General features: G+C 37.7%; 28 protein-coding genes and 1 pseudogene. 5 read left to right on the top strand and 24 right to left on the bottom strand.

What is annotated here, in order from left to right; all coding sequences use genetic code 11:
• The first annotated feature begins 72 nt into the window (after positions 1–72).
• The 3 genes from MKY27_RS07785 to MKY27_RS07775 all read left to right on the top strand — a co-directional run bounded on the left by MKY27_RS07785 (position 73) and on the right by MKY27_RS07775 (position 1,772).
• On the top strand, positions 73–960 hold the full coding sequence (locus MKY27_RS07785) for a helix-turn-helix transcriptional regulator (RefSeq protein WP_339199235.1): 888 nt from the start codon (positions 73–75) through the stop codon (positions 958–960).
• A gap of 81 nt (positions 961–1,041) precedes the next feature.
• Positions 1,042–1,545, top strand: a complete 504-nt coding sequence (locus MKY27_RS07780) for a GNAT family N-acetyltransferase (RefSeq protein WP_339199233.1) — start codon at positions 1,042–1,044, stop codon at positions 1,543–1,545.
• A gap of 14 nt (positions 1,546–1,559) precedes the next feature.
• Positions 1,560–1,772, top strand: a complete 213-nt coding sequence (locus MKY27_RS07775; RefSeq protein WP_339199231.1) for a hypothetical protein — start codon at positions 1,560–1,562, stop codon at positions 1,770–1,772.
• 132 nt (positions 1,773–1,904) lie between these two features.
• On the opposite strand, the gene MKY27_RS07770 is transcribed toward MKY27_RS07775, so the two are convergent.
• The 13 genes and pseudogenes from MKY27_RS07770 to MKY27_RS07710 all read right to left on the bottom strand — a co-directional run bounded on the left by MKY27_RS07770 (position 1,905) and on the right by MKY27_RS07710 (position 9,017).
• Positions 1,905–2,141 carry a hypothetical protein gene (locus MKY27_RS07770; RefSeq protein WP_339176333.1) on the bottom strand — a complete coding sequence of 79 codons (237 nt, stop codon included), beginning with the start codon at positions 2,139–2,141 and terminating at the stop codon, positions 1,905–1,907.
• Between the two features lie 89 nt (positions 2,142–2,230).
• The gene (locus MKY27_RS07765; protein WP_339199229.1) at positions 2,231–3,016 is read right to left on the bottom strand and encodes a tetratricopeptide repeat protein; all 786 of its coding nucleotides are present in this window, start codon (positions 3,014–3,016) and stop codon (positions 2,231–2,233) included.
• Between the two features lie 257 nt (positions 3,017–3,273).
• Entirely contained in the window at positions 3,274–3,453 is a 180-nt protein-coding gene (locus MKY27_RS07760; protein WP_339199226.1) for a hypothetical protein, read from the bottom strand.
• Positions 3,454–3,481: 28 nt separating this feature from the next.
• Entirely contained in the window at positions 3,482–3,994 is a 513-nt protein-coding gene (locus MKY27_RS07755) for a hypothetical protein (protein ID WP_339199223.1), read from the bottom strand.
• 9 nt (positions 3,995–4,003) lie between these two features.
• Positions 4,004–4,855, bottom strand: coding sequence for a hypothetical protein (locus MKY27_RS07750; RefSeq protein ID WP_339199222.1), 852 nt, complete (start codon positions 4,853–4,855; stop codon positions 4,004–4,006).
• Positions 4,856–4,958: 103 nt separating this feature from the next.
• On the bottom strand, positions 4,959–5,753 hold the full coding sequence (locus tag MKY27_RS07745) for an aminoglycoside phosphotransferase family protein (protein WP_339199220.1): 795 nt from the start codon (positions 5,751–5,753) through the stop codon (positions 4,959–4,961).
• A 12-nt stretch (positions 5,754–5,765) separates the two neighbouring features.
• Positions 5,766–6,302, bottom strand: a complete 537-nt coding sequence (locus MKY27_RS07740) for an AAA family ATPase (protein ID WP_339199662.1) — start codon at positions 6,300–6,302, stop codon at positions 5,766–5,768.
• A gap of 289 nt (positions 6,303–6,591) precedes the next feature.
• Positions 6,592–7,047, bottom strand: coding sequence for a GNAT family N-acetyltransferase (locus MKY27_RS07735; protein WP_339199218.1), 456 nt, complete (start codon positions 7,045–7,047; stop codon positions 6,592–6,594).
• Positions 7,048–7,101: 54 nt separating this feature from the next.
• Entirely contained in the window at positions 7,102–7,377 is a 276-nt protein-coding gene (locus tag MKY27_RS07730) for a hypothetical protein (RefSeq protein WP_339199215.1), read from the bottom strand.
• 29 nt (positions 7,378–7,406) lie between these two features.
• Positions 7,407–7,529: pseudogene (locus MKY27_RS07725) on the bottom strand (GNAT family N-acetyltransferase); the annotation flags it as partial.
• Between the two features lie 10 nt (positions 7,530–7,539).
• On the bottom strand, positions 7,540–7,923 hold the full coding sequence (locus MKY27_RS07720) for a hypothetical protein (protein WP_339199213.1): 384 nt from the start codon (positions 7,921–7,923) through the stop codon (positions 7,540–7,542).
• A gap of 46 nt (positions 7,924–7,969) precedes the next feature.
• Positions 7,970–8,563 carry a hypothetical protein gene (locus MKY27_RS07715; RefSeq protein ID WP_339199210.1) on the bottom strand — a complete coding sequence of 198 codons (594 nt, stop codon included), beginning with the start codon at positions 8,561–8,563 and terminating at the stop codon, positions 7,970–7,972.
• 28 nt (positions 8,564–8,591) lie between these two features.
• Entirely contained in the window at positions 8,592–9,017 is a 426-nt protein-coding gene (locus MKY27_RS07710; RefSeq protein ID WP_339199207.1) for an RND transporter, read from the bottom strand.
• Positions 9,018–9,350: 333 nt separating this feature from the next.
• Here MKY27_RS07710 and MKY27_RS07705 point away from each other — a divergent pair, with 333 nt between their 5' ends.
• Positions 9,351–9,800 carry a GNAT family N-acetyltransferase gene (locus tag MKY27_RS07705; protein ID WP_339176318.1) on the top strand — a complete coding sequence of 150 codons (450 nt, stop codon included), beginning with the start codon at positions 9,351–9,353 and terminating at the stop codon, positions 9,798–9,800.
• Positions 9,801–9,931: 131 nt separating this feature from the next.
• On the top strand, positions 9,932–10,123 hold the full coding sequence (locus MKY27_RS07700; RefSeq protein ID WP_339199205.1) for a hypothetical protein: 192 nt from the start codon (positions 9,932–9,934) through the stop codon (positions 10,121–10,123).
• A gap of 176 nt (positions 10,124–10,299) precedes the next feature.
• Here the strand turns inward: MKY27_RS07700 and MKY27_RS07695 are convergent, their stop codons facing one another.
• From MKY27_RS07695 to MKY27_RS07645, 11 genes are all read right to left on the bottom strand, one after another.
• A complete protein-coding gene (locus MKY27_RS07695; protein WP_339199202.1) occupies positions 10,300–11,031 on the bottom strand; it encodes an NAD-dependent deacylase in 732 nt (243 codons plus the stop codon).
• Complete coding sequence (locus MKY27_RS07690) at positions 11,021–12,178, bottom strand: M20 family metallopeptidase (RefSeq protein WP_339199199.1); 1,158 nt, start codon at positions 12,176–12,178, stop codon at positions 11,021–11,023. The genes MKY27_RS07695 and MKY27_RS07690 overlap by 11 nt, the downstream gene beginning before the upstream one ends.
• A gap of 51 nt (positions 12,179–12,229) precedes the next feature.
• Positions 12,230–13,141, bottom strand: a complete 912-nt coding sequence (locus MKY27_RS07685) for a DMT family transporter (protein ID WP_339176312.1) — start codon at positions 13,139–13,141, stop codon at positions 12,230–12,232.
• A 75-nt stretch (positions 13,142–13,216) separates the two neighbouring features.
• Positions 13,217–13,513 carry a cytosine deaminase gene (locus MKY27_RS07680; RefSeq protein WP_339199196.1) on the bottom strand — a complete coding sequence of 99 codons (297 nt, stop codon included), beginning with the start codon at positions 13,511–13,513 and terminating at the stop codon, positions 13,217–13,219.
• A 148-nt stretch (positions 13,514–13,661) separates the two neighbouring features.
• On the bottom strand, positions 13,662–14,048 hold the full coding sequence (locus tag MKY27_RS07675) for a hypothetical protein (protein ID WP_339176309.1): 387 nt from the start codon (positions 14,046–14,048) through the stop codon (positions 13,662–13,664).
• A 76-nt stretch (positions 14,049–14,124) separates the two neighbouring features.
• Positions 14,125–15,276, bottom strand: coding sequence for a toxic anion resistance protein (locus tag MKY27_RS07670; protein WP_339199193.1), 1,152 nt, complete (start codon positions 15,274–15,276; stop codon positions 14,125–14,127).
• A gap of 278 nt (positions 15,277–15,554) precedes the next feature.
• Positions 15,555–17,168: an MFS transporter gene (locus MKY27_RS07665; RefSeq protein ID WP_339199190.1), complete on the bottom strand. Its 1,614-nt coding sequence runs from the start codon at positions 17,166–17,168 to the stop codon at positions 15,555–15,557.
• Between the two features lie 320 nt (positions 17,169–17,488).
• On the bottom strand, positions 17,489–18,862 hold the full coding sequence (argH, locus tag MKY27_RS07660) for an argininosuccinate lyase (RefSeq protein ID WP_079526508.1): 1,374 nt from the start codon (positions 18,860–18,862) through the stop codon (positions 17,489–17,491).
• An 87-nt stretch (positions 18,863–18,949) separates the two neighbouring features.
• Positions 18,950–20,164: an argininosuccinate synthase gene (locus tag MKY27_RS07655; protein WP_339199187.1), complete on the bottom strand. Its 1,215-nt coding sequence runs from the start codon at positions 20,162–20,164 to the stop codon at positions 18,950–18,952.
• 247 nt (positions 20,165–20,411) lie between these two features.
• Complete coding sequence (locus MKY27_RS07650; protein WP_339176304.1) at positions 20,412–21,158, bottom strand: SDR family NAD(P)-dependent oxidoreductase; 747 nt, start codon at positions 21,156–21,158, stop codon at positions 20,412–20,414.
• A gap of 52 nt (positions 21,159–21,210) precedes the next feature.
• Entirely contained in the window at positions 21,211–21,660 is a 450-nt protein-coding gene (locus MKY27_RS07645) for an Rrf2 family transcriptional regulator (RefSeq protein WP_339199185.1), read from the bottom strand.
• Between the last annotated feature and the right edge of the window lie 107 nt (positions 21,661–21,767).

Below are 21,767 nucleotides of genomic sequence, written 5' to 3'. Positions count from 1 at the left end.
TTAATAAATTCAGTATAATTGAAAATAATGGAATTATTACAAAATATGCGAATTGAAATATTTGGAGGAAACATGGGAATTGGAGATACATTAAAGAAAATCCGTTTGAATCGTAATATGACTCAAAATCAAGTTGCAGAAGGGGTAGTTAATCAAGGGACATATTCTCGTATTGAGAGAAATCAACTTCAGGTTGATGTAGAGCTATTAGAAAAATTACTTCAAAAGTTCAATATATCAAGCAATGAGTTTTTCTATGTTTACAATAATTATTCAGCTACAGAACAACAGACTATTATGCAAGAATTCAGGGATTTAGCTATTGTTTCGCCTGATTTATTAAAAATCAAAATAGATCGTTTAGAAAATTTTTTAGCTAAAACACCATCAACTAACTTAAACAAAATACATTCTGCCTATCAGATATTATTTCATTATATAAATGGGGTAGAAAATGAAAAGAACCAAGCACAAGCAATGGTCATTTGGGAAGAATTCCAACGATTAGACAATTGGTATATTGATGATTTAATTTTACTTAATAGCTTATTATTTCTTTTACCATTAGAGATTGCGGAGGATATTACGAAAACTGCATTACAACGAATTCGAAAGTACAAAGAGTACGAAAAAGATTTAACTTATTTGGAGATTTACTTTCAAATGGATTTGAGCGTTATGTACATTGAACATCAACACTATGACATCGCACTACATAAGCTGAATTATCTTGAACAAACATATAAACAAAAAATGAATTACCAGACATTAGCTGGACTATTTTTCAATAAATCCATCTGCTACTTATTTTTGAATGAACAATATGATGAAGAGTTTTCAAAAGTAAAGATTTTGTTGGAAATTTATGATGATCAAGCATTATTGAACATGCTTCTACAGAATTTTGAGGAGCTTCAGTGTCAATTAGAATTCCGACTATATAACCCCTCATCTCTTTAGATTTTAGATATAGGGTTGCCAAAAATGAGTTATACTGTAAAATTTAGAAAATACATATCTTATAGGCGGTGGAAATAGAAGATGAACTTCCCTATTGTGAAACAATATAGCAATGAATATCAAGCTCAAGTTGTAGATTTAATTCTTCATATTCAGCAGCAGGAATACAACATTCCGATAACTAAAAATGATCAACCCGATCTGTTCAAAGTAAAAGAATTTTATCAGACAGGAAACGGTAATTTTTGGGTAGCCATTTATAATGATAAAGTTGTTGGTACAATCAGCCTTTTAGATATCGGTAATAACCAGGTTGCATTAAGGAAGATGTTTGTGGATAAAAATTATCGCGGGGCAACTTTTAAAACCGCAAGTCTTTTATTAAACACTGCCATCGAATGGGCAAAAGAACATACTGTAGAGGTTATTTATCTAGGAACTACACCACAATTTTTAGCCGCTCACCGGTTTTATGAAAAGAATGGATTTACAAGGATAGATCCTACCGAATTACCTAAGAGTTTCCCTGTATTACAAGTGGATAAATTATTTTATCAGTATTTCGTTCAAGTTGATTTAAAATAAAGGAGATATTGCCATTGAATAATAAAAATAAACTTAGTATGTTAATTGCCATAGTAGGAAGCATCCTGATATTAACAATTGGCGGTATAACTATTAACCAAATTTATAAAAATCATCAAGCAAATGAACTGATTATAGAGAAGTGCTTTGAAAACTTCGATAATGAAAATGGAGTGGTGATAAAAAAAGAAGGATTTTGGTCTCCGGTAATTTGTGAGAAAAAATAGCATAAAAGTTTAAATCTTTTTATGCTATTCAATACTAAATGTTCTAGGGAGTATCATTTATTATGCTTGTCTAATGAGTATTAATTTTTCAAGCATGACTCCTAATTACTCACTTCTTCAATCTCTCATACTTTAATATGTCGGGGAATAAATCCGTCCTGTATCGGTATCAATCACAAATGCCACCTGAACAGTTGCATCATACGGAATTCGGTAAAATTGATAATCTGAACACAAAACGTGCGTAATTTCTATGCTGGAAGATGCCTTCTTATTTACTTGTTTATAAAGTTTGTTTAACTGCTCTAATGTATAGCTTGGTCCAGATAACAGCACTTGCTGATCATACCCATCCACTTCAATTAACATATTCAATCACTACTGGGTGCTAGCCAGCTATATAGCTAAAATTTTAAGCATTATGAAATCTTATTCTACCTTATTTCTCTACTTATTCCCTATTCATATTCAGGGTGGCCATGCTGCATGCAGCCAAATAACTGACAGCCTCCATTAGGATACATATCGTAATCAAAGGATGGTACATCTCCGTTTTCTAAGCCCTGCAATAGGTTTTCGAGAGTATTAAGCTGTTCGGTTAATTCAATTATGCAGTCGTCACGATCCCGCGCTGTCCAATGCTCATCGAGGTCCCTTTGCTGTTCATCCATTTGTTCTTCTTTATTCTGTTGTATTGCTTGTTGGATAATTGTTCGGCAAGTATCGTAGTCCTCTAATTGCCACAACGTATACGCATAGCGACTGATGCAATAAGGTGAAATATAATAGCTGTTCCATTCTTTTTCAAATTGTGCTCGAGCTTCCTTGTAACAACCAAGCTCTATGTAAACATCTGCAATTTCAATCACACCTGTGTAATCATCCGCTTCGTCATTCCAATTAGCTAATAGCGCCTTTGCTTTATCAACACCACCTGCATACAACCACGATACGACCTCGTGTAATTGCGTCATGCCTGAATCACCAATACAGCGAGAAAAAACTTTTGCTGCTTGCTCAAATTCACCGAGCTGAAAATGTGCCATTGCTAAATTATAGGTCACATCCTCCGCTTCGCTAAAACTGTGCGCCTTTAGTAAATAATGCTTCGCTTCATTAAACTGTTTATTATGTAACTCAATTTCACCGAGTAACATATAAGGAAACGAAGTCTGTGGGTTCAGGACAAGTAATTGTTCTAATAATGCCTTTGCCTCATCTCGATTTTCTTCCTCTCGCAACATAATCCACGCAAAATTGTTAAGACTCTGAACAGATGGTGTTTCTATTGCTAACTTTTTAAAAAGTGAAAAAGCTTCATCATATTTGTTTTCCTCTAACAGCTTAATCGCTCTTTTATTATCTGAAATACGGTTCTCCAGCCTTTCTCTGTAAAAAGATTCTTACTTGGTTAAATATTGTTAACTGCATGACCAAAACTGGGACAATCAGAATCGATCCATTTGTAAAACTATCCCAGCAACCATCAGCGAGACGAGTGTTATAAAACTATCGATGTAGAAATGATGATTGACAAAACTAAACAAGCACTCCAAACACAGCCTAATACCTTTTGATTATGTATATTTTTCCCTTGTTGTAACTTTTCTAGGAGCTGAACTAAATTTAGAAACCATAAAATTGAGAATACTAAAGGAGCTACCAGACCTAATATTTCCATATTAACACATCCTTTACGATTGAATAACTTAGCGTTTATCCTGAAGGTAATCTCCTATTTGAATCGTCTTTTCAATTATTTCACCATCATTTTTCTTTTGCCATGAAATATGAAGCTTATATGTTTTAAAAATGCTTTGTAGCTGCTCACTCGAAAAATCCTTTGCATAAAAAATAAAGCGTAGGGTTTCCTGCTTAAAGCTGCCATTATTAAATTTGCTTAAGCTACTCTCCCCGTTCATATACATCGTTCCATAATCTAATTCAATACCATCCATAAATGCCCCCCAATCAAAATCATGATTTACGGTTAACTTGTTAAACTTATTGCCGTTTAATATTTGATAATCGAAAACAATAACTGCATAATACTGTTCGATTTCTTGTTCAGTAAAGTTACTTGCGTTATTACTCAGTTGTTCAAGCTCCTGTTCGTTAGGTTTTTGAATTTCAAATTGCAACCTATCTTCTATAGCAAGCTCCTCTTGTCTACAACTTACTAGTAACAGTACAGCAAGTAAAACAACAGCGAATTTTTTCATTGAACACCCCTATCTTAAAATATAAGAATTCCAACTAAGTTTTTTGTTTAAATCCAAAATCTCTGCGAATTGCCATGCATTGTAGTCGGTGGTATCCACTTCAAACTCTACAGTCTTAATACCTTTTTCACGTAATCGTTTTAATTGCTCTTTTAAAATCACTAATAAATCCGTATTGCCTAGCTGTCCGACCCAGCCAATTTCGTAATGTTCGTTATTTATCGGATGAAGGAATATATATGCAGTGACACGCTTATTTTCGATTACAGTAAAACTTAATTGCAAATCTGGTGCTTCATTTAAAAGGCTATTCTTCCAAGATTGCCAAGTCACCTCTTTGGCAGGATTATGTAGATGCGTATGCTCATAGCTATATTTTAAAAGCTTAAATAAATCTTCTTCTAAAATTGGTTCTTTTAAAATTTGTTCAAGGGATATTAATAATAGCGGTTCATCCGTCTCGTTAATCTTTTGCAATAAATCATTTATTGTATAGTTCTCCATATAAGTTTTTCTAAAAAGCTGGAATTGAAATTGCTGGATTATCTGAATTTTTTCTTGCTCATTTTCCCAGCAAGAAAAAATTATTCGATCATATGGAGGCCGAAGAATAAGTAGTTCATTCATTAGTTCGTTTGAAACAGTACCTGCAATGTAAATATATTTAGCAAAAGGATGGTTTGGATTATTCCAGCTCATCCCGATGGCAATTACAATATCATTAAAAACTTCTGCGATTAGTTCATCGTAGCTGTTAGATTGAATACGCCATAGAAAATCCTTTAAAGATTCTTTAAGGTGATTACCGATTTTGTATTGTTCCAAATTGTCGATTTTTATTATGATTGAATTGTGTTTCATTATGTCCCCCAAAGAAGATTCAATAGACATTATAAAATTAATAGTGATATCCAGTTCTTAAAAATGGACGCCGCGCCAATTGATTATTAATAAATTTGCGTAATTAAAAAAACTCATACAACCCTTTCACAAAATAATCATAGTCATCATCATCAACGATTTTGTCCCCATAGCCTTCAAAAAAGATTTCTTTATCTATTTCATCCTCAAAAGCATTAGGTTTTGGGCGTATAGCCAAGGAGACATCATATCTTGGGTCTCCGTATGCACCGCCACTCCAGTCGATAACTCCTGTAATTTTGCCGTTGTTGACTAAAACATTATCAATTGTAAAATCTCCGTGTATGAGTGTCTGTTTATACTCGTTCGGTTTATTATTTTTGATTTTTTCTAATAATTCTCCAGTTCCGTCCACTTCATAATTTTTCAAATTATACTCCGCCTGGCTTAACTTCTTCTCTAGCCAAGGATGTTCACCTATTAATTCAACAGGACAAGGTGTTGAAAGAATTTGCCGTAACAGATTGCCAAAGTTATAGATGATTTCATGCCGCTTTGCCCTACTTATCTCGTTATATAAAGCAGAACGTACGGTTTCCCCTTCAACAAACTCAATTAGAGCCCAAGACTCTTTTACGGATACTCGTTCAACGTAATTCTTTACCTTAGGAATAGGTAATTGTGTTTTTTGAGTCAAACAGTTAATAACTGATACTTCTCGATTGAGCAAACCACAGTTTAACTCTCCCTTTGTTCTTTTAAGCGCATAAAGGCCTTGAGCATTTTCAATTAATGCTACATTGGAAGTGTAACCTTGTCGCGGAAAAGTCATTGAATTGATCTTTTTAAGATACGTATGGATTTCGCTTGGAATTTCTTCAAGTGCAATTGGCAACAATGTGTCCCCCTCCTAAAGTAGATTAGTTGAAGAAAGATTTAACTTTCCTTTTATTTCTTGAATTATTTCATCGATACTTTTTCCTTCAGTATCTACATACTCTCCGAAGTCGTATTGTTCGAAGGCTTCTATGCATTTATCGGTTTGTTGAAAACACCAGTTGCCTTCTTCCTCTCCGCGTAATCTTAACCTTTTGTAAATTGTCTCTTTACTTGCATTCAAACAAAAGTTATAGGTTTGTCCATCAAAGCTTTTAAATCCTTTATAAATATAATGAAAGTATTCAAGATTCCGGATCGTCATTGGTACGATTAGATTCATATTATATTTAGAAATTAATTTCCTCCCCATATCAACGGTTACCTCTTTCCATAAATCCAGATCTTGAAAGTCACCCGTGGGAGATTCTGTTCTTTTTATATTAGTGGGAATCACATTTCTTAACATGAATCCAATTTCTTCAGGGTCATAAAGCATACTATTTTCAATTTCGCTTAAAAGCCTATTTGCAATAGTAGTTTTACCTACACCAAATGCTCCATTTATCATGATAATCAACACATCATCTCCCTAACCTTCACTTCATTTACGTCACTGATTGATTGCACTTACCCCAAACTGACCATAGTTAATGACTTTCTCATCAGGTGTTGCATAACCTACATTCGTATGATTACTAAAAAGCAACAAAATCTGGATACAATGCCCTCGCCCATTCGTCCACTTCAAACTCCGAATCAAAAATACGGTTATCCTCTTTATGGCTGCCATTTATCCATATCACTTTTCCCATTGAAACTGCCTCATTTCCAAGAAAATTCACAAACATGGCTATTGTTTAACGTTGTCCATCTTTTCTTGCTTGGATATAACCATAATAGACACAAGTCCCATTGTTCGATAAATCTTTTACTTCCATTCCGCAGTTCTCATAAAATTTGAAATTATTTGCTGAAGTGTGCGCAAACCAATCTCCATGCGGAAGCTTTTGAATACATAACTCAACAAGTTTTTTTCCGATCCCTTTACCTCTATATTCTGATAAAACGACTAAATCCATAATATTTGCCGCCATGATTTGATCTGATATCACTCTCACCATCGCAATCATTCTCTCATGGTCCCAAACCGTAAATGCCCAAGTTGAATTTTCAAAGATGAGTGAGTACTTTTCTTTTTGCCAAGATGGAATATTTTTTGCCCATCCAGCGTCTTTAAATAAGTACTCAACAAAATCAGCTGGAATTCCTTTAGTACCTTCTCTAATAACGAAACCATTATAATATTGATACAATTGCGATGCCCCCATGCATTGCTAGATTTTACATACTAATAAAAATATTTCTCATTATGGTTCTTGAAAACCCGCTGTTGCCATTACAAATATGATAAGATAGCCAATCAAACCAATAATATTTAGTCCGAATAATGTAAGTCTGATATACCCTTTCACACCAAACAGAGCAAATAATAAACCTAAAACCCCTATTCCGAATGGTAAGTATAAATTAGGAGCAACAATTAAGTTAAAAATCTTTTCCTCCAAACGAAAAGGCATTTTATTCAACAAGGAAATTAATGCCAAACAAATAATTGCGGAAATGACTGAAAAAATTACTCTCAACTAACCAACACCCCATTCTCTCCATTAAATTATTTATTGGAAATCCATTCATAAAGAATATCTGGTAAATTCTCTTCGTTTTCGTGCCCTCTGGATTTGATTTTAAAGCCGTTTTTTTCATAAAATCGCCGCGCATTTTCATTTACTTCAAATGCAGGTTCACTACTTTCCCTCCTTAGTAATTTCACTTTCATCCCCCGATTTATTTGCAGTGTCTTTCCAACGCTTCTTTTTAATGAAAGTGTAGATAGTTAAAATCACGCCAATAACAAACATCACAATCGCATTGAATGCCAGTATTATCGCAATAAAACCTCCTGCAAAAGCGATTCCTTCTCCTGTACTATCGGGATCGGTATTCGTTCTGTTAAAATAATTAATTCCTAAAGCTACAAAACTATAAACAATCACCGGAACTAAAAGGGCTATAATAATTGCCGAAGTCCATAAAGGAAAGTTCCTTTTACGGTATAAATACACTGCTAATCCATCACAAATTAAAATAGACAATAAGATCACCAGCCATACAATAGCATCTCCACCCATAAAAATCCCCTTTCTTAAAAAGCAGCAAATCGGTTCAGTTTTTCAATTATAAGCCATATTTACTTGACCATTTGTGCATAACCAGGTCAGAAAGTGTAATTTCTATAATAGGATCTTCAGCAATATTTAAAGTTACCTCTCTATCATGTGGGATTACATAAAACCCAAAAGAATCGCCATCTTTATAGTTTAATCCACTTCCAGATGTATATATTTTGAAAGTGCTGCCTCGATAAGTTGCTTTGGCATTTGCTCTTAATCCGAAAGAAATCCCACCCTGTACTCGTTCATGTACAATACCTGATACCAATGTCGCGCCATATAAATTATATTTACCACTTGATCTAAAAGACACGTCGTAATTTGCATCATCTGAAATAAAGACATTCGATACGTAAATCTGATGTTTACCATCATCATAAAGTGTCTTACCTACATTACTTTCAAGGTCCCTTAAATCAATTAATACCGAATACTCACCCTCTATAGGCTTTAATTCGAAGGAATAAAACTTTTCGTTATTAGCAATATCACCGATGTCATAAAACCATAGATTAATGGCACCGGTAATCCATAATAGGAATACAGTGATGGGAAAGCCTATTATGATGCCTTTTAACAGTAAACGTCTCTGTTTCATGACTTCCCCCTAATTGGCGTTGAACCTATTATTTCGTTTCGATAGGTTTACGGCTTTCCAGAAATTTAATAACCGCATAAGAAATAATCAATACTATCCCAATTAGAAATGCGATAAGGAGACCGAATGTGCCATTCAAGCCGACCCATCCGATAGTGAACGTAAGGAAAAATAGTTGATAGCATAAACCAGCTATTATTATTGCAATGGGTACATTAAAGGGAAATAAGAATTTCCACGCAAACCCTAAAAAGGAAGCTGACAAGATTATTGTAACTAAAATGATATTGTGGAATATACCCCAACGGAAACCTGCGCGAGACTGCCCTTCTTCACCAAAGGCAACCTGTGTATTTAAGTCATAGAGAATCATCCAGGCTGTAATAATTCCGACCAATACAATGAAAATGAATGTCACCCAGTTTATCGTTTTTAGCGTATTTTTGTTTTTCATTTTTCCTCCTGAATCCGAAATTTTTAATGCTTACAAAGAAAAAGACAAATCTGATATTTTATTCTGTTTAACTGATTTATGTTGAAAATAAAATAATGCGCTCTATCTCTTACCATTTTACAATTAATAACCAGTATTTTCCTGAATTATTCTTAAAAGAATGTGAAACTATTCCTCATTTTTTACGTCTGTACGTGGCATTCCGAATTAAAGGAGATTAAAAATGAGAAGAAAATTCTTACATTCATGAATGGGCTTACACTGGCATGAAGCTATTGGCGTAGAAGATTGATTGAGTAATAAATTGAAATTATGAAACAAGAGGAATAAGTAATGAATAAGATAAGAAAAGCAACTGTCGAGGACGCAGTGATACTGACGGATATAGCTATTAATGCAAAAGGCTCTTGGGGGTATTCAGAGGATTTTATGAATGCTTGGAAAGATACTTTAACCATTACAACAGACGATATCCAGTCAAAAGTGATTTACGTGCTAGAAGAAGAGAAGGCGATTAAAGGGTTCTACTGTTTATGTACCGAAACGAAAAAATTAGAGAATTTCTTTGTAGTTCCTATATACATAGGACAAGGATTAGGAAAAATTTTATGGAAAGATATTTTACTGAAGGCAACAGAATATGGATTGAGTAGCTTCCAATTTAATAGTGATCCAAATGCATATGAATTTTACTTGAAAATGGGTGCAAAAAGAATCATTTATGTTGAATCAGCAGTCATACCGGGGAGAATATATCCCCTTATGGAATATGTACTTACATAACTTCACCATACATAATATTTCTAAAATAATATTCAAGGATTTTTGGAAATGGCTATCTATTTTTAAAATATACATAAAAGTTATATAATGGGATTTAAAGGATTTTTTATTTTAGTCAGGAGTTGGTGAATTTGTTTGATAAATTAAAGGATTCGTTTACATCCAAGCAATTAGCTTGTTCAAATTGCGGAAGAAAGATCGAAGAAGGGCAACGCTTTACAGCCAATATTACGATGCCCTCCGAAAAAAATATGATGGTTTCAAGATTAGATAATGCAATTGCAAGAACTGCCAATAGTGTACTTTGTGAAAATTGTCAGTAAAGAACGCAATAAATGAATTCACCAATAGGTTCCCTTATACGAATTCGGAATTAGAACGGTAAAGCACGAATATTGTTATTTCAATATTTCGTGCCTATTTTTTGTCATCCTTCATTTTATACTAGTAATGCAAACCAGAACATAACGAAACAATCCTATATTTCACACATGCGTTATTATAACTTCTCAATACCCTCCAGCTCACGATGTACTTCCGCCAAAATCTCTCCGGCCGACCCTTCCAACACTAAGTCAAATGAATAATGTGCACTTGTGGACGTTTGCTCACGGTTGATATAGATGAGCTTCCCTCTTGACATGCTAGGCAGCTGGTTGACAGGGTATACTTCCAAACTTGTTCCGATTACAATCACAAGGTCTGCATCGTGTATTTCATGCAGTGTCTGGTCCCATGCCTCTGCCGGCAAAGTTTCCCCAAACAGCACGACATTCGGCCGTAGTTTCCCGGAACAATAGGTGCAAATACTATTATTCAAAAACTGCTCTTTTGCATGTGGTTTGCCGCATTTTTGGCAGCGAATGGATACGATATTGCCGTGAAGTTCGGCCACATTTTTACTACCTGCCTGCTGATGCAGTTGGTCGACATTTTGAGTCGCGATCAATGAAACAAGTCCGCGCTTTTCGAAGTCCGCCAAAACTAGATGTCCTTGATGGGGATTACAGTTTTCTAGCGCGGTAATTCTCATCTGGTAAAACTCGCGGAACTGTTCATAGTTCTTTTGCAGACTTTCGGTAGAGGCAACTATATGAGGATCGATACTTTGCCACAAGCCTGTCGACGAGCGAAAATCCGGTATGCCCGATTCAATCGACATCCCGGCACCAGTCAGCACGACCGTACGATTCGATTGTTTCATCAAGTGCGCCAATGTTTCAGCCGTCATCCTGAATTCCCTCCATCTCAATCTCATTGACAACTTCCAGCAATGTATTCGTTAAAAGTGCGAAGCGTTCAATGATATGCTCTTTTAAAATATGCTCATGTTCTGCATGAATACCGTCCCCTACAAGGCCCAGACCATCCAATGTCGGCGTATATAACGACGTGAAATTGCCGTCACTTGCACCGCCGACTGATGCTTCATCCACATCAAAACCAAGATCTTCCGCTTCTTCCTGCGCAATTTCGAACAGTTCTTCACTTTCTTCATCTCGTTCCATCGGTGGCCGGTTAATTCCCCCATCGATTTCGATTTTCGTGCGCTGATCGTATGGTTTAAGCGCCTCGAAATAATCGTCGATCCGCTCCTGCTCTGTCCGTGTAACCGATCGGACATCGACCCCTACATGCGCCTCATCGGGAATCACGTTCAATTTGCCGCCGCCCTGGATCATCCCGACATTGAGTGTTGTCCCCTTTTCATAGTCGTTGAGCGCATCGATATTCAGAATTTGCCTTGCCGCTTCCGTAATTGCGCTGACACCATCGCGCGGATTATTCCCCGCGTGTGATGCAAGTCCGTGAATGTTCAGCAAATACCTGGATGTCCCTTTTCGCGCAATTTTCAGTTCACCTGAAACGGTAACTGCAGGCTCCAGTATAAAAGCGGCTACCGATTTTTTGGCCTCTGCTTCGATCAGCGCTCTCGACGTTGGGCTTCCGATTTCTTCATCACTGTTCAGGAAAAATACAACGCGGCGCTTCAAAGGCAGATTCATTTTTTGAACATATTTAAAAAACCAAATCGCACTGACGAGACCTGATTTCATATCCAAAATACCCGGACCGAAAATTTTATCTTCTTCCTCCCGATATGGCAAAGCCCCTTTATCCCAAACAGTATCATAATGACCGATCATTAAAATCTGTTCGGTTCCTTCGCCCATTTCAAAGCGGAGATGATTGCCGTTATGCTCCATCGCATATTCTGTTGCCTTTACATGAAAATAGTCATAAAACATCGACTGGAGTACATCTTTGCACAAATCAAGCAGCTCTTTGTTTTGCGAAGGTGAATCGGCTAATACTAAGCGTTTAATATCATCTTTTATATCTTTTTCATGCAATGTGAAAAAATCGAATGCTTCCATAACAACGCCTCCTTCATTTTCTATACCCAAAAATGCCTAAGTGACATTCACTTAGACATTCGAATTGGGAGACTTTTTGCTCCCGGCAATTGATAAATAGGCGACAAAAACGAGCATTAATAAAGTTCCGACATATTGCCAGTTATACAAAGTTGCACCGAGCCAGACAACGGAAATCGCCATCGCTGTCAATGGTTCAATACTCGATAAGATACTCGTTTCAACTGGGGATATGTATTTCAGGCTTGTTAAAAATAAAATATACGCGAAGGATCCTAAAATACCCGTAGCAATAATGATGACGACATTCACTGGATCCAGCAGCAACAGCCATTGCTCCGGCTTCCAAAGCTGTCCCGTTACCGAGAAGATAAGTCCGCCGATTATCATACCCCAGCCAATAATAATGATGACCCCTACTTCAGCCATCAGCCGAGCAGGATACAGTGTATAAAACGCATACGTAAATCCTAACAGCAGTCCCCAGACAAGTGCTTCCTTACTAACCAGCAACTCTGAAACCGAGCCATTTGTCAGCAATAGAAACAATCCGACAAGTGTACCAAAAATACCGATCAATTGACTGCGCGGTGGAAGAACCTTCCCAATAACCGATGTATAGATGACGATGAAGATTGGCGCTAAAAACTGCAGGAGTGTTGCAATTATTGCATTACTCACTTCAATCGACTTCACAAACGTAAATTGTAACCCTACCATTCCGATTACACTGAAAATCAGTAATTGCACCGAATAGTTCCGGTTTTTCCAAATGGAGAATACCGGTTTTTTCTGCATAGCTACAATCGTAAGAATTAAAACGCCTGCGATCATTAACCGTACTGCTAGCATAAACTCAGCGGTCATGGACGTTGTTTGAAGTAGCCATTCCATCATCGGACCGGTAGCCCCCCAAAACATCGAACCTACAATAATCATCGCTATGCCTTTCAATCGTTCCACAATTACTACCTTCTTCCAACCATCTATTCATAATAAAATTTTATCATGATTCCAATGTTGGGAATAGACTACTTCTTATTTGATTAGTTCGATCCAGCCGCTTTCTTTGATCGTTACGCGGGGTGATGCGTATTTTGGAGGTTCGTAGGAAAATATGGTTTTATCAAAATCTTCCTTTACTACAAACACATTTAAAAATTGAATTTCGTTGATTAACTTTCGGATATGCGCTTTATCATACATGTCGCTTTTCTCATTCATTAATATAAGGAGCTCATTTTTTATACTCAATACGTCTCGTTCATTTGCTCTGCGTATAACACTTTTCGGCATTTTTAGAAATTCGTCGATTTTCATTAAGTTCTTTTCCATCTTTGTCTTCCTTTCCCTCATGGCAATACTTGTGTAAATCTCTTTTGCTGTTATTTACCCAATTTCACCAAATTCACCCCTAATTAATCACCAAGAGGAAATTTTAGACCACTTCTAAGCTTAATTTCACAAGCTTTTAAATTGTTTGTTAATCCGTATTTTTGAATATATATTTATCAAATATTAGATGTATCCCACAAAAGAGGGCTGCCCCCAACCCACCTATCATTGAGAATAGTAATAGATTCGCATCTTCAAAAGAGTAGAGGGCGTATGGAACCGTAAATACCGCACCAATGACAATATAGCTGATCCATTTCATTTTTTCAGAACGCAGATTTTTTTCAAACAGAAACGATACGGCAACCCCTAAAACGAGAAACATTGGTGCGCTTAATACGATAAATGTCAGAACGGTCATGCCAAAAGACAGATACTGTTCACTCGCCGTCATTGTCTCGATAATGGCTAACAGAAAACTGAAAAGAAATGTTGACACGAGTGCTACTGTAAACTTACGACTTAAAACTTGCATAAAACTCCCCCTATAGTGTTCGAAAAAGATGATAAAAGGCATCGAGCAAAGGATACTCGATGCCTCAGAATACAGCTTACATGCTCTTTAATTTTTCATATTCAAGCTGTAATTGTTCAATGCGCTTACGTCCTTCTTCACGATTGCGCACCGTTTCTGCCTGAATTTGTTTTGTTTCTTCAATACCGGAAATGATCGTTTTCCAAGTCGTTTCAATTGTTTCGACTTTGATGCTTGGACTGCCTGCCTGACGTGCAATGTTCACTGAATTTTGACGGACATTTTCTGCATTTCGTACGAGCATTTCATTCGTACGGCGGTCGAGTTCAGCCATCGAATCCGAAACAAGTTTTTGTCGCTGCATTGTAACGGCATGAATCAGACCTTGTTTGAAGATCGGAATAGTCGTCACGAATGCCGAGTTGATCTTACCGATTAAATGGTTGTTCCCTTGCTGCATTAAACGGATTTGCGGCGCTGACTGGAATGATACTTGCTGGGCCATTTCAAGGTCGTAGCCTCGTTGTTCCAATAGCTCGATTCCACGTGTTACCGTTTCCAGCTCCATAATGGCTTCATGGTCACCGGAATCCGCTCTAGCCGACAATGCCGGCAGTTGTTGACGTAGATCATTAACTTTAATATCGATCGCCGCAATATGTTCGCTTAACGTATGGAAGTAGTTTAAATTTTCATCATACATTTGTTCCAGCTGTACCGTGTTTCTTTTCATTTCCACTTCGTACTTCTGAATTTCGTTATAAACGGCATCGACTTCTTTATTCATCGTGTCGTATTTGGATAAAATACGCTCCAATTGCTCTTTGCTTTTTGAGAACAGCTTTTTCAGGAAGCCCTTTTTCTGTTCCTCCTGGAAATCCTGAGGATCAAAGCGGTCCATAATTTTATTTAAATTGTTCAGTAACGTTGTCGACTTTTCCAGATTGCTTTGCTTAATCGTTGCAAGCATTCGGTCTGAAAATGTTGAAATTCCCTGAGCCGTTTCTTTCCCGAATTCAAGAACCGCGATCTGGTTTTTCACATCAATTTTTTCAGCAAGCTGTTGAACTTGAGGCTGTTGTTTTAACTGTTCCTGACGTTGACGGATTTGAGAAAGCTCCTGTTCCGAAACGAGTTGTTTTTGTGGTTGTTCGACTAGATCAGTCGTTTGAGCGGGCTCTTGCTCAGCACGTTTATTTAAATCTTCAAATAATGGATTTTCAGCCATGTTCGATTCCCCCATTCTATGTAGTACTAGTATTTACGTAATTTTTGATGAAAAGTTTCATGCACTTGATGCTAATTATAACGCAAAACATTGCGAATTTTCTAATTTGAGACCGATTGAAAATAAATGCATCGCTTTTAGACACAAAAAATGCCCTTTTATGCGCAAAAGGACACTTTTTGTAAGTCTACTATTGGGGGAGAGACTTCAACACCCACACAAGCTTTGCATGAGTCTAAAGATAAATTACCCTAAATCGTACAACCTAAAACACTTTTTTAAATTTCCATAGATTTTTTTCGAATTGGTTTTAAAATCAATCCAACTACAAAAATAATGATGGCAATGACAACCGCCGAGTAAAATAGACCGCCATAGCCGTTTTGTGCTGCCATGACCGTTACTTCATTGACAGAATTCAAAATGACCTCTTTTAACGTCGGATCTTGAATATTTTGAACGACACTCATCATTTGTTCCTCGGAAAACTGACCGCCTGCTGCAAACTGACTGCCTACTTGAGCAAGTTCTGCAGTTGCCTCTTCCGATAGATTCGCCTGTTGTAAATTTTGCTGTAAAATTCCTTGGAAATCGTTTTTAAATAATGACGGAATTTCACTGAAGCCGCGTGCGATAAACCCGGCATAAATCGTCGGCGCGATTGTCATCCCGATTGTTCGGATTAATGATAATGACGCTAATGCCGTCCCTTTATTCGCTTCAAGTTTTTCTGTTGCTAAAATATTCAGTGGTGCTCCAAGAAGTACCCCAATGCCGACACCGCCAATAACAGATGCAATGACAAACTGCCATTTTGCATCAATCCATGCCGGGAACAGGAAGAAACCAATTGCGGCTGCAAGACCTGAAAACAGAACAGCTAAAATCGGACCTCTTTTATCGACTAAAATACCGCCAACTGCTGCCCCTACTCCTGCAGCCAGTGCAAGCGGTGTCATCCAGTAGCCCGCATGCTCGGATTTAATACCCAGTACTTGCTCAGAGAAGGCCGGAATGAAGATCATTGCAGCAAGCATTGCACCAGATAGAAGACCTAACAGTAATGTCAGTAAATAAGTCGGCTGACGCATTAACCCTACCGGTAAAATCGGGTCCCCTCCACGACGCTCAAGGCGTGTTTCATAGAAATAAAGAATCACTAGTACGATCATTCCAGCTAGTAAATATGGATAGACTGTCGGTTCGATAAGAGAGCTGAAAAAGTTTACACCCTCAATATTTGTCAGTCCGTACATAATGCCTAAAATTGCAACAGAAAGTAAAACCGTACCCGTCATATCAAGCTTGCCGGGTGCTGCGTCTTTCGTTTCTTCCAGTTTAAGAAAACCCATGATGACTAGGAAAATTGCGATTGGCACATTAATTAAAAACAGCCAATGCCAGCTGCCTGTCAAATCCAGAATGATACTTCCGATATTCGGACCTAAAACAGCGGCAATCCCATTCATACCACCAAGTAATCCCAACGCTTTCCCTTGCTTTTCCGCAGGCAGTGTACTAACGACATACGAAGTACCGATAATAAAAATACCGCCTCCGCCCATCGCCTGGATGAAACGGGAAATTAAATAAAATGTAAAGTTCGGGCTAAGTGCCACAAGCAGCGATCCCAGACCAAACAACGCAATTTCCACAATAAACAGTTTCTTGCGTCCATAACGGTCCGAAAGTTTCCCTACAATCGGAACACTGATTGCTAAGCCAAGTGTGTACAGTGTAACACCCCAGGCTCCCCAGTTTGCTTCGACATTAAACGAGCTGTTGATCGTTGTCAGTGCAGCACTGATAATTCCGTTATCCAGTGCGGCCATAAATACGCCAAGTGCAAATAATGTAAGCACCCATGATTGCGAAGTCTTTGTATTTGTCATAAAAAGACACCTTTCTATTTAAAGTATCTATTATTATACTGCTAATTTTTAATTTGTATAAGAAAAAATACCATTTTTAGGTACAAAAATCAAGGAAGGCCAATAACCCAAAAAGTACCATTTTCCTACCTGAGAAAATGGTACTTTTTTATGCGTTAAAAATTGATTTCCATTCCGGGACGCTTTCCGCGGGCACGGCCTGAGCCTGTAGTCTCAGGCGTCGTGCTGTTCCCGCAGGAGTCGCCCTCCATTCCAATCAATTTTATTAAATATACATTTCTTAATAAGGGTTTCTTCTGATTTCCTAGCCTCATCCCTGTCTATACTAATAATTGTTTTGCGTTTTGAATTTGAAGTGCCACTTGCTCAAAGCCTGTGCCGCCTAATGAATTTCGTCGGCTAACAGCAGCTTCCGGTGCAAGTACTGCGTAAATATCTTCTTCAATTAATGCGGATTCTTTCTGCATTTCTTCCAACGGCAGATCCAGTAAATAGATTCCTTGCTGGATACATGTAAATACAAGCTTCCCTGTTACTTCATGCGCTTCACGGAACGGCATCCCTTTTGTCGCCAAGTAATCCGCAAGCTCTGTCGCATTTGAAAAATCTGAATGTACCGCACTGTGAAGACGCGCTTTGTTGACCGTCATTGTACGAACCATACCTTCGAAAATTTTCAGTGAACCTAATACCGTTTCCATCGTGTCGAACATGCCCTCTTTATCTTCCTGCATATCTTTGTTGTACGTTAACGGCGTACCTTTTAATACCGTTAACAGCCCCATTAAGTTCCCGTATGCACGACCTGTTTTTCCGCGGATCAATTCTGCCATATCCGGATTTTTCTTTTGTGGCATAATGGATGACCCTGTTGAGAATGCATCATCCAGCTCAATGAATTTAAATTCATCCGTAGACCAAATAATGATTTCTTCCGCGAAACGTGATAAGTGTGTCATTAATAATGCTGAATTGGATAAAAATTCAACGATAAAGTCACGGTCACTTACCGCATCCATAGAATTGGCATACACTTCCGCAAATCCAAGCAGTTCAGCCGATTTTAAACGGTCAATCGGGAATGTTGTACCTGCCATCGCGCCGGCACCTAACGGTAAAATATCAATGCGTTTCATCGATTCAGTGAAACGCTCTTTATCACGTTGCAGCTGCCAGAAGTAAACCATTAAGTGATGTGCAAAACTAATCGGCTGTGCACGCTGTAAATGCGTATAGCCAGGCGCAATCGTATCCACATTCTGTTCTGCCTGCTCAACAATCGTTTTTTGGAAATGTTCGATTAAGCCGATTACTTCAGGTACGCGCTTTTTCAGGAATAAGTGCATATCTGTTGCAACCTGGTCATTACGTGAGCGTCCAGTATGAAGCTTTCCGCCAACAGGACCGATCAGATCAATCAGCATTTTCTCAAGATTTAAATGGATGTCTTCATTTGAAACCGAAAACTCCAGTTCACCCGCTTCGGCTTTTACTTTTAATTGTGCAAGACCGTCCAGAATTTTCTCGACATCTTCTTTTGGTAAAATATTTTGTGCACCTAGCATTGTGACATGTGCTACAGAACCTTCAATATCTTCCAATACTAACTGCTGATCAAAGCCAATCGATGCCCCGAACTCGTCAACCCAGCTTTCTGCAGACTTTTGGAAACGACCGCCCCATAATTTTGCCATAGTAGTTTCACTCCTCAACTTATGTTCCGAATAATAGAAGAAGCGACTCGGGTTCCGAATCGCTCACTTCAATAACCGTATATCTAATTATTTATTTACTGTTTGTTTTGTGCTTTTTGCTACTTCTGATGCAACAACTGTTGGCATACCCCATAATTCGATAAAGCCTACAGCAGAAGCGTGGTTGAATTGGTCATGTTTTGAATATGTCGCCAATTCTTCAGAGTATAGAGAATTTGGAGATTTACGTCCTTCAACAATCGCATGGCCTTTGTAAAGTTTTACACGAACTGTTCCGTTTACATACTTTTGCGTTTCTTTTAAGAACGCTTGAAGTGCTGTACGGATTGGGTTGAACCAAAGACCGTTATAGATAATTTCAGATAGTTTTTGTTCAATGATTGGTTTGAAATGTGCCAACTCTTTTACTAATGTAATATCTTCTAATTCTTTATGCGCTGTTAATAATACTTTCGCACCTGGAATTTCATATACTTCACGAGATTTAATACCAACTAGACGGTTTTCAACGTGGTCGATACGTCCAATACCGTGTTCACCGGCAATTTTATTTAATTCTTGAATTAAGTCTGCCAGTTTCATTTGAATACCGTTAATCGAAACTGGTTTACCTTCAACGAATTCGATTTCAACGTATTCCGGTGTATCCGGTGCTTCTTCCAATGAAACTGTTAAACCGTATGCTTCTTCAGGTGGTGCAACCCAAGGATCTTCCATTACACCAGCTTCGTTTGCACGGCCCCATAAGTTTTGGTCGATTGAGAATGGTGAATCAAGTGTTGCAGGAATCGGAACACCATGTTTTGCCGCATATTCGATTTCTTCGTCACGGCTCCAGCCCCACTCACGTACAGGTGCTAAAACTTCAAGATCCGGATTTAATGCTTTGATTGACACTTCAAAACGTACTTGGTCATTCCCTTTACCAGTACAACCGTGTGCTACTGCATCGGCATTTGTTTCATTCGCGATTTCTACTAATTTTTTTGAAATTAATGGACGAGATAATGCAGAAACTAATGGATACTTTTGCTCATACCAAGTATGTCCTTGTAATGAGATTAATGCGAAGTCCTCTGCAAACTCATCTTTTGCATCGATCATATATGATTCAACAGCACCTACTTGAAGTGCTTTGTTACGGATAAATTCTAAGTCTTTACCTTCACCAACATCAAGACATACTGCGATTACGTCCCAACCTTGTTCTTTTAACCATGGAATTGCTACTGATGTATCAAGACCACCTGAATATGCTAATACGACTTTTTTGTTCGCCATGTTAATTGCCCCCAAATGATGTATGTTTATACATTGAATTAATAGTTTATACACGAATAGTAACACGTTATAAAAATAAACGCAACTGCATTTATATAAATTTTTTCACTTTTTCATACAATCTAAAAACAATCATTTCGGAAGTTTTCACAGGCTCTCGTTCATGCATAAATATGCTATTTATTGCTAGACATTTCAAAAGAGAGCATTTCAATTTTTATAGGATAAAAATCGAATGCTCTCAAACTTACTTCTTATTAAAGAAACCTTTGCCGACAAATTCCACAAGTGCTGGCGCTACTGCATATAATTTACTCGTTACTGCCATAATACGTGGCAGGTTCACTTCGCGCGGACGTTTCACGATTGCTTGGACAACTTCTTTCGCGACTTTTTCAGGCGGTAACAGGAATTTCCCGATTGCATCCTTATAAGCGTTCGATGCATCGGCTTTCTGAATAAACGGTGTATCGATTGGTCCAGGATAAATTCCGGTAACTTGTATATTGTATTCTGCCAGCTCCAGACGAAGCCCATTTACAAAACCGGTAATTGCATGTTTACTCGCTGCATAAACACTCGCTTTTTTCGTAGCAACCTTCCCTGCCTGTGAACCGACAAAGATCAAATGGCCATTCTTTCTGTCGATCATTGCCGGTGCCAGACGTTTTGCCAAGTAGATAGGCGCACGTACATTGACATCAAGCATTTGATCAATTTCCTGATCAGCTAAATCTACGGCATTTTCAAAATAACCTAATCCGGCGTTTAAAATAGCGATATCGATTGGCGGAAGTTGCGAAACGACTTCATCTATTTGCGAGGGAACTCTTATATCCGCTTTGTAGGCAACCGCCCCTATCCCATTTAAATAGTTAATCGCACTGTCATTTCTACCCGTCGCATAAACGGTATATCCTTCTTTTACTAGCATTTCTGTTACGATGCGCCCAATACCGCTTGTCGCACCTGTAATAAAAACTGTTTTTTTCATAGCTTCCCTCTTTATTATCTTATTTTTAGGTAATATAAAAACTAGTAAATGGCTATTTACTAGTTTGGGTAATGCCGAATAATTCACTTAATATGTCTTTTGATACGAGCACATCCGCCAATGTATAGGTATCAAGCACAGCCAAATAAGCAGTTAATGCTTCACCTAAAGCAAATTTAAGCCTGCACTCGGGAGATATTTTGCAAAGATTCCCTTCCGGATTGAAACATTCAACAAGGTGAAAGTCATCTTCTGTTTTGCGGACGACATCACCAATATTGATTTGCTCAGGTTCAAGTGCCAGACGTATGCCGCCACCGCGTCCGCGAATCGTTTCGATATAGCCATGTTTCCCTAAATCATGGGTTACTTTCATTAAATGGTTTTTCGAAATTTGATACGCATTCGCTATTTCCTGAATCGTAACTAAATTCTCTCTGCCCCGTACACCTAAATACATGAGCGTACGTAAAGAATAATCTGTATATACTGTTAACCGCACGCTGTTCACCATCTTTCTACAACTTAAGTATAACATTTAAACAAAAATGTTCGAATAGAACGGCTTATGTTTATCGATGAATTCATTATATAGTTTTGTGTCCATTT

The organism is Solibacillus sp. FSL R5-0449, assembly GCF_037975215.1.
In the GTDB taxonomy this organism is placed as follows: domain Bacteria; phylum Bacillota; class Bacilli; order Bacillales_A; family Planococcaceae; genus Solibacillus.
Note: the sequence above shows the minus strand (reverse complement) of the source record. Positions and strands in the feature narration are given on the sequence as shown.

Bases quoted from the DNA above. Each gene is read 5' to 3' on its own strand.
- MKY27_RS07785 (WP_339199235.1), top strand. From the start codon at position 73: ATGGGAATTGGAGATACATTAAAGAAAATCCGTTTGAATCGTAATATG.
- MKY27_RS07780 (WP_339199233.1), top strand. From the start codon at position 1,042: ATGAACTTCCCTATTGTGAAACAATATAGCAATGAATATCAAGCTCAA.
- MKY27_RS07770 (WP_339176333.1), bottom strand. From the start codon at position 2,141: ATGTTAATTGAAGTGGATGGGTATGATCAGCAAGTGCTGTTATCTGGA.
- MKY27_RS07765 (WP_339199229.1), bottom strand. From the start codon at position 3,016: ATGTTGCGAGAGGAAGAAAATCGAGATGAGGCAAAGGCATTATTAGAA.
- MKY27_RS07760 (WP_339199226.1), bottom strand. From the start codon at position 3,453: ATGGAAATATTAGGTCTGGTAGCTCCTTTAGTATTCTCAATTTTATGG.
- MKY27_RS07755 (WP_339199223.1), bottom strand. From the start codon at position 3,994: ATGAAAAAATTCGCTGTTGTTTTACTTGCTGTACTGTTACTAGTAAGT.
- MKY27_RS07750 (WP_339199222.1), bottom strand. From the start codon at position 4,855: ATGAAACACAATTCAATCATAATAAAAATCGACAATTTGGAACAATAC.
- MKY27_RS07740 (WP_339199662.1), bottom strand. From the start codon at position 6,302: ATGATAAATGGAGCATTTGGTGTAGGTAAAACTACTATTGCAAATAGG.
- MKY27_RS07720 (WP_339199213.1), bottom strand. From the start codon at position 7,923: ATGGGTGGAGATGCTATTGTATGGCTGGTGATCTTATTGTCTATTTTA.
- MKY27_RS07715 (WP_339199210.1), bottom strand. From the start codon at position 8,563: ATGAAACAGAGACGTTTACTGTTAAAAGGCATCATAATAGGCTTTCCC.
- MKY27_RS07710 (WP_339199207.1), bottom strand. From the start codon at position 9,017: ATGAAAAACAAAAATACGCTAAAAACGATAAACTGGGTGACATTCATT.
- MKY27_RS07705 (WP_339176318.1), top strand. From the start codon at position 9,351: ATGAATAAGATAAGAAAAGCAACTGTCGAGGACGCAGTGATACTGACG.
- MKY27_RS07695 (WP_339199202.1), bottom strand. From the start codon at position 11,031: ATGACGGCTGAAACATTGGCGCACTTGATGAAACAATCGAATCGTACG.
- MKY27_RS07690 (WP_339199199.1), bottom strand. From the start codon at position 12,178: ATGGAAGCATTCGATTTTTTCACATTGCATGAAAAAGATATAAAAGAT.
- MKY27_RS07680 (WP_339199196.1), bottom strand. From the start codon at position 13,513: ATGGAAAAGAACTTAATGAAAATCGACGAATTTCTAAAAATGCCGAAA.
- MKY27_RS07675 (WP_339176309.1), bottom strand. From the start codon at position 14,048: ATGCAAGTTTTAAGTCGTAAGTTTACAGTAGCACTCGTGTCAACATTT.
- MKY27_RS07670 (WP_339199193.1), bottom strand. From the start codon at position 15,276: ATGGCTGAAAATCCATTATTTGAAGATTTAAATAAACGTGCTGAGCAA.
- MKY27_RS07665 (WP_339199190.1), bottom strand. From the start codon at position 17,168: ATGACAAATACAAAGACTTCGCAATCATGGGTGCTTACATTATTTGCA.
- argH (WP_079526508.1), bottom strand. From the start codon at position 18,862: ATGGCAAAATTATGGGGCGGTCGTTTCCAAAAGTCTGCAGAAAGCTGG.
- MKY27_RS07655 (WP_339199187.1), bottom strand. From the start codon at position 20,164: ATGGCGAACAAAAAAGTCGTATTAGCATATTCAGGTGGTCTTGATACA.
- MKY27_RS07650 (WP_339176304.1), bottom strand. From the start codon at position 21,158: ATGAAAAAAACAGTTTTTATTACAGGTGCGACAAGCGGTATTGGGCGC.